This window comes from Phormidium sp. CCY1219 (assembly GCF_055795085.1).
The window spans coordinates 23,671-38,865 of the sequence record NZ_JAYFEQ010000697.1 but is presented as its reverse complement, the minus strand read 5'-3'; the positions used below and the strand labels follow the sequence as shown (position 1 = coordinate 38,865).

General features: G+C 46.2%; 12 protein-coding genes. 10 read left to right on the top strand and 2 right to left on the bottom strand.

The features are described 5' to 3' along the window. Window positions 1-216 precede the first annotated feature (216 nt). From AC0QH1_RS20555 to AC0QH1_RS20510, 10 genes are all read left to right on the top strand, one after another. On the top strand, window positions 217-1,827 hold the full coding sequence (locus AC0QH1_RS20555; RefSeq protein ID WP_324633176.1) for a lipopolysaccharide biosynthesis protein: 1,611 nt from the start codon (window positions 217-219) through the stop codon (window positions 1,825-1,827). A gap of 33 nt (window positions 1,828-1,860) precedes the next feature. After that, the gene (locus tag AC0QH1_RS20550) at window positions 1,861-2,733 is read left to right on the top strand and encodes a sulfotransferase family protein (protein ID WP_324633175.1); all 873 of its coding nucleotides are present in this window, start codon (window positions 1,861-1,863) and stop codon (window positions 2,731-2,733) included. Next, window positions 2,730-4,028: a glycosyltransferase family 61 protein gene (locus AC0QH1_RS20545; protein WP_324633174.1), complete on the top strand. Its 1,299-nt coding sequence runs from the start codon at window positions 2,730-2,732 to the stop codon at window positions 4,026-4,028. The genes AC0QH1_RS20550 and AC0QH1_RS20545 overlap by 4 nt, the downstream gene beginning before the upstream one ends. Window positions 4,029-4,155: 127 nt before the next feature. Next, entirely contained in the window at window positions 4,156-5,088 is a 933-nt protein-coding gene (locus AC0QH1_RS20540; protein ID WP_324633173.1) for a glycosyltransferase family 2 protein, read from the top strand. A gap of 129 nt (window positions 5,089-5,217) precedes the next feature. Continuing rightward, complete coding sequence (locus AC0QH1_RS20535) at window positions 5,218-6,357, top strand: polysaccharide pyruvyl transferase family protein (protein ID WP_324633172.1); 1,140 nt, start codon at window positions 5,218-5,220, stop codon at window positions 6,355-6,357. Then, the gene (locus AC0QH1_RS20530; RefSeq protein WP_324633171.1) at window positions 6,354-7,619 is read left to right on the top strand and encodes a glycosyltransferase family 4 protein; all 1,266 of its coding nucleotides are present in this window, start codon (window positions 6,354-6,356) and stop codon (window positions 7,617-7,619) included. The genes AC0QH1_RS20535 and AC0QH1_RS20530 overlap by 4 nt, the downstream gene beginning before the upstream one ends. 39 nt (window positions 7,620-7,658) lie before the next feature. Further along, on the top strand, window positions 7,659-8,543 hold the full coding sequence (locus AC0QH1_RS20525) for a glycosyltransferase family 2 protein (RefSeq protein WP_324633170.1): 885 nt from the start codon (window positions 7,659-7,661) through the stop codon (window positions 8,541-8,543). Continuing rightward, window positions 8,536-9,663, top strand: a complete 1,128-nt coding sequence (locus AC0QH1_RS20520; protein ID WP_324633169.1) for a glycosyltransferase family 4 protein — start codon at window positions 8,536-8,538, stop codon at window positions 9,661-9,663. Before AC0QH1_RS20525 ends, AC0QH1_RS20520 begins: the two co-directional genes overlap by 8 nt. Window positions 9,664-9,956: 293 nt before the next feature. Further along, window positions 9,957-10,607, top strand: coding sequence for a methyltransferase domain-containing protein (locus AC0QH1_RS20515; protein WP_324633168.1), 651 nt, complete (start codon window positions 9,957-9,959; stop codon window positions 10,605-10,607). A 133-nt stretch (window positions 10,608-10,740) separates the two neighbouring features. Next, the gene (locus tag AC0QH1_RS20510) at window positions 10,741-12,072 is read left to right on the top strand and encodes a GH39 family glycosyl hydrolase (protein WP_324633167.1); all 1,332 of its coding nucleotides are present in this window, start codon (window positions 10,741-10,743) and stop codon (window positions 12,070-12,072) included. A gap of 30 nt (window positions 12,073-12,102) precedes the next feature. Here the strand turns inward: AC0QH1_RS20510 and AC0QH1_RS20505 are convergent, their stop codons facing one another. Beyond that, window positions 12,103-13,050, bottom strand: coding sequence for a hypothetical protein (locus AC0QH1_RS20505; RefSeq protein WP_324633166.1), 948 nt, complete (start codon window positions 13,048-13,050; stop codon window positions 12,103-12,105). After that, a complete protein-coding gene (locus tag AC0QH1_RS20500; protein ID WP_324633165.1) occupies window positions 13,025-14,530 on the bottom strand; it encodes an MBOAT family O-acyltransferase in 1,506 nt (501 codons plus the stop codon). The genes AC0QH1_RS20505 and AC0QH1_RS20500 overlap by 26 nt, the downstream gene beginning before the upstream one ends. Window positions 14,531-15,195 lie beyond the last annotated feature (665 nt).

Sequence of the window (15,195 nt, the reverse complement as noted above, 5' to 3'; positions counted from 1 at the left end):
TCAAATAGATTAAGATAGAGAGCAGATGAAAAACTGCTAAGACATAGAGGGGAGCCAAGCCTCCAGCTTGCTGGAAAAAGACCCAGCAAGAAGAGCCGCTTGGTTTCAGGTGCATTGTTGAGAAGTTCCGAAGGTAGAAGCCTTCGGAAGGATTTCAGGGGCTAATACAGAGGCGATGGGTTTTGAGACCTTCAAAAAACAACAGCAATCCCCAGGGTGAGTCAACAAAGAAAAGAATGCCAATGGTTAAGAACCAAGAGGGGTAAAAAGTTCAAAAGTTTTGAAGTCAGGTTGTCAAAACCACATCAAAACACTATCGCTCATTGTAGTATTCATGGGGAGGCAATCACCAAAGTTGTGTCAGGAATGAACCTACGGCAACAGGCGCTTAAAGGAGTCCTTTGGTCTGCAATTCAGAATTGGGGCACTCAAGCCATCTCCTTTCTCGTCTTCTTTACCCTTGCTAGGTTACTCGACCCAAAGTCCTTTGGTCTGGTTGCCTTGGCTGGGGTCTTTTTTTCCTTTATGGAACTTTTTCTGAGGCAGGGATTCGCCAATGCCCTCGTCCAAAGACAGGAGCTAGAACCAGAACATCTAGACACTGCATTTTGGATTAATCTGAGCATTGGTACAATTTTGATGGCGATTGCCATCGGGTTTGCAGGGCCTATTGCTAACTGGTTCGATCAGCCCCAGCTCGCACCGATCCTGCAATGGATGTCCCCAAGCTTCTTGTTGGCGGCCTTAAGCGACGTACAGCAAACCCTTTTTCGTCGGCAACTTGCTTTTAAAGCCTTATCCATACGATCGCTCGTTGCGACCTTGGTTGGCGGTGTGGTGGGCGTCGTCATGGCGCTGCTCGGGTTTGGCGTCTGGAGTCTGGTAGGGCAACGATTGAGCAATGCTTTAGGGGGTGTTCTAGTTCTATGGTGGGCCAGTCAGTGGCGACCGGGGCTGAAATTTTCTCTCAGCCACGGTAGGGAACTGTTTAGCTTTGGGATGAATATCATGGGTTCGCAGCTCCTGACCTTCTTCGTTCTCCGTGCTGATGATTTTTTAGTGGGAAAATTTCTTGGTGCTATTGAACTAGGTTATTATACGATAGCCTACCGCGTGCTGCTGACGATCACGCAGTTGCTCTACAGCACTACCAACCAAGTCGTGCTGCCTACATTTTCCAGGCTTCAGGAAGAACCAGAACGGATGCGACGGTGGCTTTATAACGCGACCAAGCTATCTAGCCTGATTTCATTGCCACTGTGTTTTGGTATTGCAGCACTGGCTCCCGAACTGGTACTCGGTTTGTTTGGAAAGCAGTGGCTACCAAGCGTACCAACAATGCAAGTTTTAGCATTCGTTGGCCCGATGCAGTTAAGCCAAGGGATTGTCTCCAGTGCCATTACAGCCGTGGGCAAGCCAAACTGGAACCTAAAGGTCAATTTCGTGAACGCCACAGCTAGTGTGGTCGCCTTTGCGATCGCAGTGCGCTGGGGAATCGTAGCAGTAGCGGTTGGACGGGTGGCTAGCGGATATCTGGTAACACCGATTCGGGTTGGGATGCTTCGGCGGCTGATATCCATCGAGCTAACCACCTATCTCTACCAATTTGCTACACCGCTAGTGGCTTCCCTAGCAATGGTCGCCAGCATTAGCGGGGCGAAATACCTTTTGAGTGACTGGCTGAATTGGCAAGGGGTACTGGCAATTTGCATTCCGCTCTCAGCAGGAGTCTACGGGCTAATCCTGTGGTGGATAGACGCCGAACTGGTTCTCCAAGCTTTGCAGATGGGTCGTTCGGTCCTCTCCCGCAAGAAAAAGAAGCAATAAATAATCGTTTTTGTCTTTATCATCAAGTGAATCATGGATCGAAACATTCAAGGACGAATCTTTCTGGTTGGCTGCCCGCGATCGGGAACCACGTTGTTGCAAAGCATGATAGCCGCCCATCCAAACATCGCTTCTTTTCCTGAATCCCACTTTTTTGAACACCTCAATGCCTCTTGGCCTTGGGGACCGGTATTTGGATTGGCTTCGCGTCGAGCGCAATCCCAGTTTGAGAAGTTTCTCAGGGTTATCGGTCAAGAACAGATGCAGCAGCAATGCGTACCAGAAAAAGCGTGGTTTAGTCACCAGTACGCTTCTGGATTTATCAAAGTTCTCGATACCGTTACCCACCAACAAGGGAAGCGTCTATGGCTGGAAAAAACTCCGCAACACTTGCACCAGATCGATACCATAGAAAAATTTGTCAAAGATGCCAAATTTATCCACCTGATCCGCAATGGGACTGATGTGGTATCCTCCCTGTATGAGGCTTCGCGCAAACATTCAGAAAAAACCTGGGGGGGTCCTTGGAGCGTTGACCAATGCATTCAGACCTGGCTCAAGGATGTAGAAGTCTCTCGTCGCCACCTTGATAAGACAAATCATACACTTGTACGCTACGAACAGCTCGTAGAAGACCCGCAATCAGTATTGACAAAACTCTGTGGGTTCATGGGTGTAGAATTCGATGAAAGAATGCTTCAAGACTATGGGAAAGCTGCCAAGCAGGTCGTCCGCGAACACGAGTGGGCCTGGAAAGCATCGGCTGGCGAACCGATCCGAAATGCAAATGGCGAGAAATTTGCCAAGCTATTCGATGAAGGGCAAAGGGAATACATTCTCCAGCATGTTTCAGTGGTCAATGTAGAAGAATTCGCCCCAGCAATAACTCATAGTTCAGTGAATTGAACGAAGAATTTGGTAAATGCTTCATTGATATTGGCAGTAGGGGAGGAGATAAAATGTATAAAAATAGGCTCAAATATAGACTGCGTTCCTATTGGCATAGGCTCCGTAATTTTGCCAAAACCCTGAAAAAGTATTTGATTCAACCCATTAGAATGTTGCCCCTCACTTCGGAAATAATCGGACCTCCTAAAGGGGTTTATCAAACCACATGGGACTGGATTGTTAAATCGGAAAAAAATCCAACTAAAATTTCAGAAAAATACAAAGAAATTTATCCAAAAAATTGGGTTTACCGTTCTGCACCCGGAACAGTGGATGAAACGATTCACTGGAAATTCCCGCCGCAATATCAACGGGAAGCACCCGCTGCATTTGTAGCTCTGATAAAAGAGGGAAGGGTGTGCAGTGAAGGAGGTACGGTCATTACTCCTGACGATCGCATTTTAGCAGATGTTTCCAAAGAAATTGGACGCTCGATCGAGAACCATTCAATATTTTCAAAATGGAAGTTACCGTCGGTTGAGAAAATAGAAGGGACTGTAGCACTGTTATCGGCTCCTTTGGGTCAAGTTTACTTTCATTGGATGTTGAACGTATTACCTCGAATTGATTTGTTGCGAAAAAGAACCGGTAACCTTGAGGAAATCTATAAATTTTTAGTCAATGGAATTTCTCATCCTTTTCAAAGAGAAACTTTGAGTAAGTTAGGGATTCCGGAGAGCAAAATAATAGAAAGCGATCGCTATCCTCATATCAAAGCTAAAACCCTGTTGGTTCCATCGATCCCCGGAAAACCGGGTAATGCCATCCCACTTTGGGCGTGTGAGTTTTTGAGAAATGAGTTTTTAGACGCAAAACCCTTACAGGAATCTGCCCGTCCAGAACGGCTATATATTAGTCGAAGTAAAGCAACACACCGAAGAGTCATTAATGAAGCGGAGGTAGTGACCTATTTAGAAAAACGTGAATTTCAGAGCTTCCAACTAGAGTCCCTTCCCCTAGCCGAGCAAATTTTATTATTCTCATCGGCTAAAGTAATTGTAGCCCCTCATGGCGGTGGACTGACCAATATTGTATTTTGTAAACCCGGTACAAAAATCATAGAATTATTCTCACCAAACTATGTCAATGGCTGTTTTTGGACAATCAGCAACCATCTCGGTCTGGACTACTATTACGCAACGGGGAACGGAAAAAAACCGCCAGCAAATATCGATCCTCATAAAGTCGATGAAGATATTGAAATCGAACTGAATTCTTTGAAAAGCCTGATCGAATTGGCCGGAGTCAGCTAACTCCGCCCAGGAAAGCGGCAGGCGCTCGACGAGTTCCACCAAATGCTTTACAATCTATTCAGAGAATAAGCTATTCAAGAATAGGCTGAACCCAAATATCCGAAATCGCGATCGAGGAGAAGTTTAAATGGCTGATTCGCAGTTAACCACTCCAGTTGCTTTTATTATTTTTAATCGACCCGATACCACCGCAAGAGTCTTTGAGGCCATTCGCCAAGCCAAACCGCCCCAGTTGTTAGTGGTTGCTGACGGCCCTCGAGAAACCCGACCGGGTGAAGCCGAAAAATGCGCCGCCACTCGGGCCATTATCGATCGCGTAGACTGGGACTGCGAAGTCCTCAAAAATTATTCCGAAACCAATTTAGGGTGCAAGCACCGAGTTTCCAGTGGCATCGATTGGGTATTCCAAACCGTTGAGGAAGCCATCCTTCTTGAGGATGACTGCCTGCCTCAACCGGAATTTTTCCGCTACTGCGAGGAACTTCTTCAGCGCTACCGACAGGATACGCGAGTCATGCATATCGCCGGGAGCAATTTCGGCATTACTGGCAAAAATCCACAAGAAAGCTACTATTTTTCCAGACGCACTCATATTTGGGGATGGGCGAGTTGGCGTCGCGCTTGGCAGCACTACGACGTCAACATGAGTTTATGGCCCGAACTGAAAAAACAAAACCGACTGATAGACATGGTTGGCAATAAACCAGAAGCGGACAAAAAAACTGAGATTTTTGATAAAGTCTATGCCGGAGAAGTGGATACCTGGGATTATCAATGGCATTTTACCTGTTTGTGGAATGGGAATTACACAATTATTCCCAATACCAATATGGTAGAAAATATCGGATTTAAAAAAGAGGCTTCAACTCATACGGCAGAACGTCCGGGTGATTTTGGCAAATTAAAAGTCCACCAATTAAAGTTTCCAATCGTACATCCTAATTTTTTTATTAGAGAAGATGAGGCAGACACCTTGTATTTTAATAAAATGCACAATCCAAGTTTAATGACCAAAATCAAAAAGAAAATACGTAAACTGTCGAGAAAATTAACTCCCTAGGCTAATGGAGAGAAATAAATTTTGAGGAAGTCAATAGTAGAGGACAAGGAAAAGAGAAGAACTTGGTGGTGTTAATTACCGAGTATCTAGATTCGTCAACCAGGATTCGTCAACCAGGAAAAGAGGGACATGAATTTTCTGATTGTGGGAGCAAACTTTTACAATAAAGGTGCTCAGTTAATGTTGCTGAGTAGCATTGCAGCACTTAAGCAAAGATTTCCGGGGGGCCGGATTTGCGTAAGTCCCACCATTGGGACCAAAGAGGAAATAGACAGCTTAGGCGTGGAAATTTTGGACTATCCTCTGTTTCATGTCGGGGCGGGGAAAACCTTCGAGCGCTATTTCAAGTTTGGTAGCATTCTGCGATTTTTCAGAAAGGATCCACAAGGAACAATCAAATGGAAAGATGTTGACGCGATTTTTGATATTTCGGGGTTTGCATTTTCCGATCAGTGGGGCGTAAGACCCGTAAAAAATCTCAATATCCTTTTAGATGGGGCGCTGAAAAATCATAGCAAATATATCTTCATGCCACAAGCATTTGGCCCGTTTGAAAAAGAAGGCATGAAACAATATATGACTCAGGTGTTGGAGAAAGCGCATTTGGTGTTTCCCAGAGATCGAATCTCTTACGAGTATGTTATGTCTCTGGTGAACGACCCTGATAAAATTAAGATTGCTCCGGATATTACTTTAACCTATGGCAGTAAAACTAACGAATTAGACAAATATTGCTGCGTAATTCCGAATGGTCGGATTTTAGATAGAGGGTCGCAACTGTGGGTGACGAAATATAAAAAATTGCTGCATGAGGCAGTGGAGAAAATTTGTCGCGAGACGGAGTTGGAGGTTAAGGTACTCATTCACGATACTGGCAAGCTCGATAACGAACTGGCGCAAAAAATCGTCGAAAAAAACGATAGCGATCGGGTAAAAATCGTCACAGAAGAAAATCCGCTGAAACTGAAAGAAGCGATCGCTCAGAGTCAGTTCGTTATCGGTTCGCGATTCCACTCCCTTGCCTCGGCTTTATCCTCAAACGTGCCTTCACTCGCCTTGGGATGGTCCCATAAATACACCATGCTGTTTGAGAATTATGGCGTAGCCGAATATTCGTTCCTGGAACCGGATCCCAAAATTATGGAGCGTCTCGATACCCTACTGAATCCTGGAAAGCGAGCGGAGATTCGCACTCAATTGCAGCAGGTGAACGAAACGGTAAAAGCGGAGTCAGAAAAAATGTGGGCAGCGATCGGAGAAAAACTATGAAAATCTTGCATTTAAGTCAATTTGACATCGAAGGTGGTGCCGCCAGAGGAGCCTTTTGGCTGCACAATGCGCTGCAACAAGCAGGAGTCGAATCTCAGATGCTAGTGGCTTCTAAAGATAGCCACGATCCAGCGGTCTTGGGACCGGCTGGAAAAGTCAGGAAGGGATTGCAAGCCCTGCGCTGCAAAATCGATAGTTTTCCTTTATCTCTTTACCCAGAAAGAGAGCCGCTATTTTCTCTGTCTTGGTGGCCGACAAATACCCACAAAAAAGTCGCGCAGATTGCTCCGGATATTATTAACTTGCACTGGGTAGGATTGGCGTTTGTAACGCCGGAAAGTCTGTTAAAATTTAACAAGCCAATTGTCTGGACGCTGCGGGATATGTGGACTTTTACCGGCGGTTGTTATTATTCAGGAGACTGTAAAAAATATATAAACCAGTGTGGGGCTTGTCCCGCTTTAAACTCTAGTAAACCAAACGATATTTCGCGGATATTTTGGAATAAAAAGTTTAAAGCATGGGAAAAATTAAATTTTACAGGAGTCACGATTAGTCATTGGCTGGCGGACTGTGCGAGGCAAAGCAGCATTTTCAAAAACAAAAAAATACAAGTCATTCATAATGCATTGGACGAATCAAAATATAAGCCGATGCCGAAAAAAGTTGTCAGGGATATACTAGGCTTAAATCCCAACAAAAAAATTGTTTTGTTTGGCGCAGTAAACGCTACGTCAGAAAAAAGAAAAGGATTTCAATATTTAGTCCCCGCCTTGCAAAAACTGGCGCTGAGTGGTCTGAGCGAAAGCATCGAATTGGTGGTGTTCGGCTCTTCCGAACCGGAAAATCCTCCCGAGTTAGGGATGAAAACCACTTATTTGGGATGGCTGAACGATGACATCTCGTTGGCGATCCTTTATGCGGCGGCTGATGTGACGATCGTGCCTTCGTTGCAAGAAGCATTTGGAAAGACGGCGATGGAATCTTTAGCTTGTGGGACACCGGTGGTGTCTTTTGATTCGACAGGATTAAAAGATATTGTAGAACATCAGAAGAATGGCTATCGAGCGGAGTGTTTTAGTGCGGAGGATTTGGCGAATGGAATTCGTTGGGTGTTGGAGGATGAAGAACGCTGGCAAAGTTTGTCTCGTCGCGCTCGAGAAAAAGTAGAGGAAGAATTTACCCTAAAAGTTCAAGCGCGAAATTATTTGAAGCTTTATGAAGAAATTTTAGAATCTTCTAGGGAGTCGGCTAGGGGATGATAGTAGTAAGTCAATTTTGAATATCATAGGTTTGGAGAGATGAAACGGAAGAGTATAGCCGCGATCGCCACTTGTCACAACCGCAAGGATAAAACTCTGGCAAGTCTGGAAGCGCTTTTCAAGCAAAGACTCCCCGATGATGTGGAGCTTAACATCTACCTCGTGGATGATGCGAGCACCGACGGCACAGCAGAGGCGGTGGCACAAACGTATCCTCAAGTCAAAACTATCCCGGGCAACGGCAGCCTATTTTGGAACGGCGGGATGCGGGTGGCCTTTAGGGAAGCGGAAAAAGCCGATCCGGATTACTATCTCTGGTTTAACGACGATACGAAGCTTTACCCGGATGCGGTGGCAAAATTGCTCTCCACTTACCAGAATTTAGGCGATCGCGCCTCGGCGAAAAACATTCTCGTCGGTTCCACCTGCGACCCCGACACTGGCAAATTGACCTACGGCGGGATGGTGCGAAGTACCTGGTGGCATCCCCTGAAATTTCGGTTGCTCCCACCCAGCCAAGAGCCTCAACCCTGCCATACTATGAACGGTAACTGCGTACTGATTCCGCGATCGGTGGCAGAGGTGGTGGGCAACCTGGATCCCAACTTCATCCACAGCAGTGGAGACATGGACTATGGGTTGCGAGTGCGACAACAGGGGGGGCAGGTCTGGCTAGCACCTGGGTATGTTGGCACCTGCTCGACCAATTCCCCAGACAATAACATCTGGGAAAATCAAAATTTGAATTTCGCCCAACGTTTAAAAAAGGTAAGTCAGCCAAAGGGCTTGCCCGTTGGGGAGTGGAAAGTGTTCGCTCAGCGTCATGCAGGGCCGTTATGGCCATTTTATTGGGGGCTGCCCTATATCAGATTGCTTTTAGCTGCTGTCTTCGGGGAAAAAATGGGGAGTCAGATTAATGGTTAAACGAATTGCTTTGTTAACCAACTTCATTCCACCGCATCGGTTACCGCTTTATCAGGCACTAGCCGATCGCCTTCCTGACTTGCAAGTCTTTATCTCCACTCCAATGGAAGCCAATCGCCTTTGGACGCCGAATTGGGAAAGGTTGAACGTTACAGTACAGAAAAACCTGACTGTACGCCGCAGGTGGAAACATCCTCATGGATTTTCTGAAGACTTGTACGTTCACATCCCCTACGATACGCTTTGGTCGTTGTGGCAGTATCGGCCAGATGTGGTAATTTCTGGGGAAATGGGAATGCGAACCTTGCAAGCGCTGCTTTATCGCAAGTTGAATCCCGATACCCGGATGATTCTGTGGGCGACGGTTTCAGAGTATAGCGAGCAGGGGAGGGGAAAGCTGAGGGAAAGATTGCGAAGGTTTCTGGTGCCCCAGGCAGATGCTGTATTGGTGAACGGACAAAGTGGGGCGCGCTACGTCCGGCAGTTTGGGGTGGCTGACGAGAGGATTTTTTTCGCACCCTACACCACTAATATTGACCCTTTTTTGGCCGTTGCCCTTTCGAGAGCGCCGGAAGATGCCTACCGACTGTTGTATCTGGGGCAGTTGGTGCAGCGCAAGGGGGTCGAACCCTTTTTCTCAACTCTGAAACGCTGGGCAAAAGGGCATCCGGAACGGAAAGTGGAATTTTGGCTGGTGGGGGATGGGCCGTTGCGGATGAGCTTAGAGCAGCAAATGTGGCCGTCTAATTTAGGGGTGCGATTCCTGGGAAATTTGAAGTACAGCGAACTGGCGGAGGTTTACGCAAAGGGGGGGATTTTTGCATTTCCGACCTTGGCCGATGAATGGGGGGTGGTGGCAAACGAGGCGATGGCGGCTGGGTTGCCGATGTTGGGGAGTTCCTACAGCCAATCGGTAGAAGAATTAGTGGAAGAGGGGGAAACTGGGTGGCAGTTTCGTCCGGACGACCCGGAGGACATGTATTCGGCACTGGAGCGATCGCTGTCGATCCCCTATGCACAGCTGGAATCCATGAGGGTGAAAGCGCGCGATCGCATCCAACACCTGACTCCGGATTTTGTTGCCGATAACATCCTTGATGCGATTCGGTTTGTTTGCTAGCCCGGTCTGGAATCCGATTGCCAGTCTAGAGAAATGGACATCGGATTGCATTCTCTTCGGCTATATCATCTGTTGGGTTCGTTCCCTCAAAGTCGTTGATTTTTGAAAAACCCACAGGCGGTGCAAGTGCTTGACACAATCATTCGGAATTGGTAATATTGTTGAATAACTTTTTATCCTTGAGAGTCTCCCTCCTTCACAACCGGGTTTTTCTATTTTCCCTTCGATATGGGTTGAAAGTAAATAGAATCGACAACTTCCATGAATCCGTTTGCATCCGAGTAGGTCAGCCAATGAATATTCACCAAATATATCGTCCGATATTAACGTATTTTCGCCGGAAAAGATTGCAAAAGTTCTATCATTTTTTTTTCCTAGATGAATCGAGTAAGTTGTTGGATGTAGGTGGAGATTTATTTTTTTGGAATTTAGCCAAAAAAGAAGGGTACCGTTTACCCAAGGTGACTATTGTCAATTTGTATCCTAGCGAGAGTGAATTGCCGCCCAATATAAATTGGGTTGTTGCTGATGGTAAAAAACTGCCATTCAAAGATTTAGAATTTGACATAGCTTTCTCCAATTCAGTGATAGAACATTTGGAAGATTGGCAATCCCAAATTGATTTTGCCAAGGAAATTAAAAGAGTAGCTCATCAATACTTCATACAAACACCCAGCAAATATTTTCCAGTAGAGCCTCATTTTTTAACACCATTTATTCATTGGCTTCCGAAAGACCTACAGCGACCATTACTGCGAAATTTTACAGTATGGGGGCTGCTGACGCGCCCAAGCACCGAATATTGCGAAAAGTTTTTAACAGAATTAAGGTTATTGAATAAACAGGAGATGGAAGAACTTTTTCCAGAGGGAAAAATTATTGTAGAAAACTCATTAGGACTGGAAAAATCATTACTTGCTATAAAAAATACAAAAAATAGCTAAAGCGCGGGAAGAATAGGAGTAGCGAGCGGAGGGGTAGTAGGATAGAGAGGATGTACAATCGTTTCAAGTAGAGCGAGAAGATCGGTAGATGGTCGTCACCTGAGAAGAACAACTGATTAAAAGCCAAGAGAAAATGGTTTGGAATCGAATTCAGCGCCCGGTTGCCGCTTTCGTGCTGTTCTTGTTTTTCGCCGGAGGCACTGTTGTGGGGTTAAATGGCATTTCTGGGGAAGGAGGTATCAATTTAGAGGAACCTCGAACCGAGGTTCCCGCAAGCCTGTTTGGGATGCACCTGCATCACGTTGCCGCCATACCCACCTATCGCACAGACCCACCCATTACTCAACTAACCCCTTGGCCTTCCGTTGCGATCGCCAGTTGGCGCTTAGTGGCGGCTCATGTGGAGTGGTTTGCCTTAGAACCCCAGAAAGGCCAATGGAATTTTGAGATTTTGGACAAATCGTTGCAGCTAGCGCAAGAGCATCAAGTAGAGCCATTGATGTACCTTGGCTTTTCCCCGAGATGGGCTTCAAAACGACCTGAAGAGCCATCGGCGTATGGTCCGGGGAAAGCGGCACCCCCCGAAAACATAGAGGACTGGCGCAACTACGTCCGCACCGTTGCAGAGCGCTACAAAGGTCGCATTCACTACTATGAACTCTGGAACGAACCGAATGGGTACAAGCGCTTCTACACGGGTACGATGGCAGAAATGTTGGAACTGTGCCGAGAAGCGTACCAGATTCTCAAGGAAGTAGACCCGACCATCACGGTGGTTTCTCCATCGGCAACGGGGGATTGGGGTAGCAGTCCCGGGGTCGAGTGGCTGGACGAATTTTTGAGTCAAGGGGGAGGGGAGTATGCCGATATCATTGGGTATCATTTTTACGTGATGCCCGGACCTCCGGAAAACATGGTGCCGCTGATTCAAAAAGTGCAAGGGGTGATGGCGAAACACGGACAGGAGAATAAGCCACTTTGGAACACCGAGTTGGGATGGTTAGGGGATAGAACCTTTTCTTCTGAGGAAGAAGCTGCCGCTTATGTGGCTCGCTCTTACATTTTGAATTGGGCGGCGGGTGTGAAGCGCGTTTATTGGTTTGGTTGGGATTCGGGTTGGGGAGTGAGGATAAAATTAACGCGAGCGGACAATACAACCCTGACACCGGCTGGCGTTGCCTATGCTGAGGTACAAAAATGGTTGGTGGGCGCACGGATGAGTGGTTGTTACTCGAAGTGGAATGGAACCTGGGTGTGCCCCCTGGAACGCGATCGCGGCTATCAGGCTTGGATTGTCTGGAATCCAGAACGGGAGTTCTCGTTGTCAGTACCAAACCAGTGGGGGATCCAGCAGGTGCGAGAGTTGAGTGGCGATCGCCACTACTGGCAAGGAGATTCCGTAAAGATTGGTCTGAGTCCCATTTTATTGGAAAACATGGCTTCGCAGATCGGATCCGATATCTGAGCGCTCGTCCTCATAAAAGCTTTGATGATTTCACATTGCCCCTGTTTGGAAGTCTTGAGAATTCATCACTCGATCTTCGATAAATCGCGCAAATTTTTTGGCATCGGGACGAACTAAGTGAATCCCATCATAAGTGATCCAATCCTCTGTAGCGGGTTCTGGCAACCACTCAAAGGTATCTGCCGGAAATAGCGATCGAATCAGCGCTCGTTCCTGCTGTCTTTGGGGTGTTTTGGCAACCCGCACTTCCCCAGGGACATTAAATAAAACAACCCGCACGCCTTTATTCTGAATTTCAATAAGCTGTTGTTTGATGAGTTTGGATTGTTTTGCCATCTCTTTTTTTGTTTTAGGGGATAAATTATCCTGTTCTCGTTCGATGACTCTGGCGATTAATTTTTCTCTCAAATCCTGAGTGGGAATTTGAGCCGATGCCGAATCTGCGTTCCCACCGAAGTGACTTTTCAGATAATGAACCAGGACGCTGACGGGTTGGTATTCGTTTCTAAAAATTGGGAACCAGGTTTTTACGAACTGTAACAGGGGATGCTGAATCGCGCCGATGATTTCTGAATCGGTTTCTAGAGTTAGGGTATAGTTAAGTTCAACTAACAAAATTTCGGGTTTTTTGTTTTTTAGGGCAACCAATTTTAATCCGGTTTGACTGCTTTCTCCCGATAAAGCGATATTCGTCACTTGAGGATAATCAAAGTATTTTTCTTGGAGTACCGCCGTCATCGAACTGCCGACGAGAACCAGGTTAGGGTCGCGAACGCTATACATGTAGCGTTCTGCTTTGATCTGGTTCACTTGACGTTGATTGATGCCATCACTCGCGGGAATGACTCCACCCACAACTAAGGTGTAATACAACACCAAGAAAAACAGACATACTACGAGGGGGCGCAGCAGCGATCGCATCGGTTGTTTGAGGCAAAATGTCACAGAAACCTTAGAATTGGAAGTAGATAAACTCATTAGCGCTACCACTGTTGAGAAACAAAAGTACGAGCATTATTCCGAATATCAGGTCGTTACACCACCTCCCAATTCGCTTTGTGGAGTAGCGATCTCCATAAACTTCTATCGCTTTTTGGAACGGAGGAAAATGCGGAAGATGATAAAGCATCACCGGCAATGAAAAAATCATCACGGGAACGATGTAGGTTAATCCCGGTTTGATGTTGACGTTCCGAAACAAGGTGACGATAAAATCGATGGCGTGACTAAAATGCGGCAATTTGAACAACAGCCATCCCATTGAAACAAAGCAAAAAACTCCAATAACTCTTAAGAAATCGACGAGACACTGCTGCCAAAATGGTTTGGGTGTTAACCTAGGATGTTTGACTTTCTTATCGATTCCCACTAATCTTTCTACTGCTAACCCTACACCATGAAAAATTCCCCAGACGGCATAACTCCAAGCGGCTCCATGCCACAGTCCCCCCAAAGTCATCACCAGCATCAGGTTAAAATAAGTTCTCGTTTTTCCCTTCCGATTGCCACCCAATGGAATATATAAGTAATCTCGCAACCAGGTCGATAAAGAAATGTGCCAGCGTCTCCAAAATTCGGTAATCGAACGAGAAATGTAGGGAAAATTGAAGTTGTCGGGGAGACGGTATCCAAAAGCTGCGGCAATGCCGATCGCGATTAGGGAGTACCCTGCAAAATCGGCAAATATTTGCATCGAGTAGCCAAACAACAAGACTAGGTTGGTTACCGTTCCCAAACCTTGGTAATAAGGATAGTCGATCCAGAACGTATAGTCTTTCAAATTATCGGCTATCACCATTTTGAGAAAATAGCCAGTGACGAGAGAGCGGAAGACCAGATTCCATTGAATTTCTTGCCAATATTTAGGTTGTATCTGAGGGTAAAAATCTTTGGCTTTCACAATTGGTCCGGCCACGAGCTGAGGAAAGAACGAAATAAAGAAGGAAGTTTTAAACAGATATTCTTTGAAATTTTCAGGAGCAACTGCCTGTGGGTTTGAAATGGCTTCTGCCCCCATCTCTTCCTCCCGGAAAACGTCTATCACCAAGCTAATCCCCTGAAAGGTGTAGAACGAAATTCCAATTGGCAAGGGTAAGTGTAAAATTAAGGAGATAATGCCCTTTGGTGGATTGGCAACATTAAAAAAGGTTAGACCCAGGTTGGTTAGCAAGGAACCATATTTGAACAGACTGAGGATTGTTAAGTTGCTAAAAACTCCCAAAGTGGCCCACAACAAACGCCTTTTTTTACAAGAAGTTTGGGCAACTTTGAAGCTGGTGATAGCGTTAATGAATATCGACAACCATAACAGCAGCAGTAACAAGGGAGAACTCCACCCATAAAACACAAAGCTAGCAACAATGAGAATGGGAACCTGAACCCTTTGAAATCGCGGCAGGTAGTAAATCGAAAAAGTTAGGAGAACTAACAGTAAAAAAGGAAGACTGTTGAATAACATCAGTTGATAGCTATAATCTGCTAGAATCAGAAAAAATAATCTATCGCTCCCTAAGACTCCCCCCGAGACGAGAATGCAAATACCCTTCCGAATTAGGGGTTTAGCGAGGTTAAGGAGTTGAGGGAGATAGGGATTCGAGATTTCCCTCCAAAAACCGAGTTCGGCGTGAGTTCCTGAAGATCTGTGCTGTGTATTCTATCAATTTTAGTTGGGGTGTGGGGATTTGGAACCATAATTTTACAAAAACTACACAATTAGCCAAGGAGTGGGAGAAAGGCGAGGGGCACAAGTACGGATCGGCGCGTCAGGGTGCGGATCGGGGAGTGAAGAGGCGATCGCTTTTCACTTAGACGATTGAAAGCATCCTTCGCAACCAGGCGAAAGGTCGAGCGCTTGGGAAAAGGGTAAGAGGCCCTTGACGGAAGCTGACTTGGGCGCTCGTCCAAGAAAACTCTAGGTGTTGGGTCAGTTAAAATCGAGATGAACTCGTCACCCTTATTCACCAACAGCGTCGCCCAATGAGAATCTTACTACTCGATAACCTTTACAAAATTCCTGCTGGCGAGGATATTATAGTTTGGTGGGAAAAATAGTGCCTCGGTTGCCACGGGAATCCTCTTCTCTCCCGGGGATTCACACAACCTGGGCGATCTGGTAACGTTGAT

Excerpts from the sequence above, each read along its gene's own strand:
- AC0QH1_RS20540 (WP_324633173.1), top strand. The coding sequence starts at position 4,156 with ATGGCTGATTCGCAGTTAACCACTCCAGTTGCTTTTATTATTTTTAAT.
- AC0QH1_RS20515 (WP_324633168.1), top strand. The coding sequence starts at position 9,957 with ATGAATATTCACCAAATATATCGTCCGATATTAACGTATTTTCGCCGG.
- AC0QH1_RS20500 (WP_324633165.1), bottom strand. The coding sequence starts at position 14,530 with ATGTTATTCAACAGTCTTCCTTTTTTACTGTTAGTTCTCCTAACTTTT.
- AC0QH1_RS20525 (WP_324633170.1), top strand. The coding sequence starts at position 7,659 with ATGAAACGGAAGAGTATAGCCGCGATCGCCACTTGTCACAACCGCAAG.
- AC0QH1_RS20520 (WP_324633169.1), top strand. The coding sequence starts at position 8,536 with ATGGTTAAACGAATTGCTTTGTTAACCAACTTCATTCCACCGCATCGG.
- AC0QH1_RS20530 (WP_324633171.1), top strand. The coding sequence starts at position 6,354 with ATGAAAATCTTGCATTTAAGTCAATTTGACATCGAAGGTGGTGCCGCC.
- AC0QH1_RS20505 (WP_324633166.1), bottom strand. The coding sequence starts at position 13,050 with ATGAGTTTATCTACTTCCAATTCTAAGGTTTCTGTGACATTTTGCCTC.
- AC0QH1_RS20510 (WP_324633167.1), top strand. The coding sequence starts at position 10,741 with ATGGTTTGGAATCGAATTCAGCGCCCGGTTGCCGCTTTCGTGCTGTTC.
- AC0QH1_RS20550 (WP_324633175.1), top strand. The coding sequence starts at position 1,861 with ATGGATCGAAACATTCAAGGACGAATCTTTCTGGTTGGCTGCCCGCGA.
- AC0QH1_RS20535 (WP_324633172.1), top strand. The coding sequence starts at position 5,218 with ATGAATTTTCTGATTGTGGGAGCAAACTTTTACAATAAAGGTGCTCAG.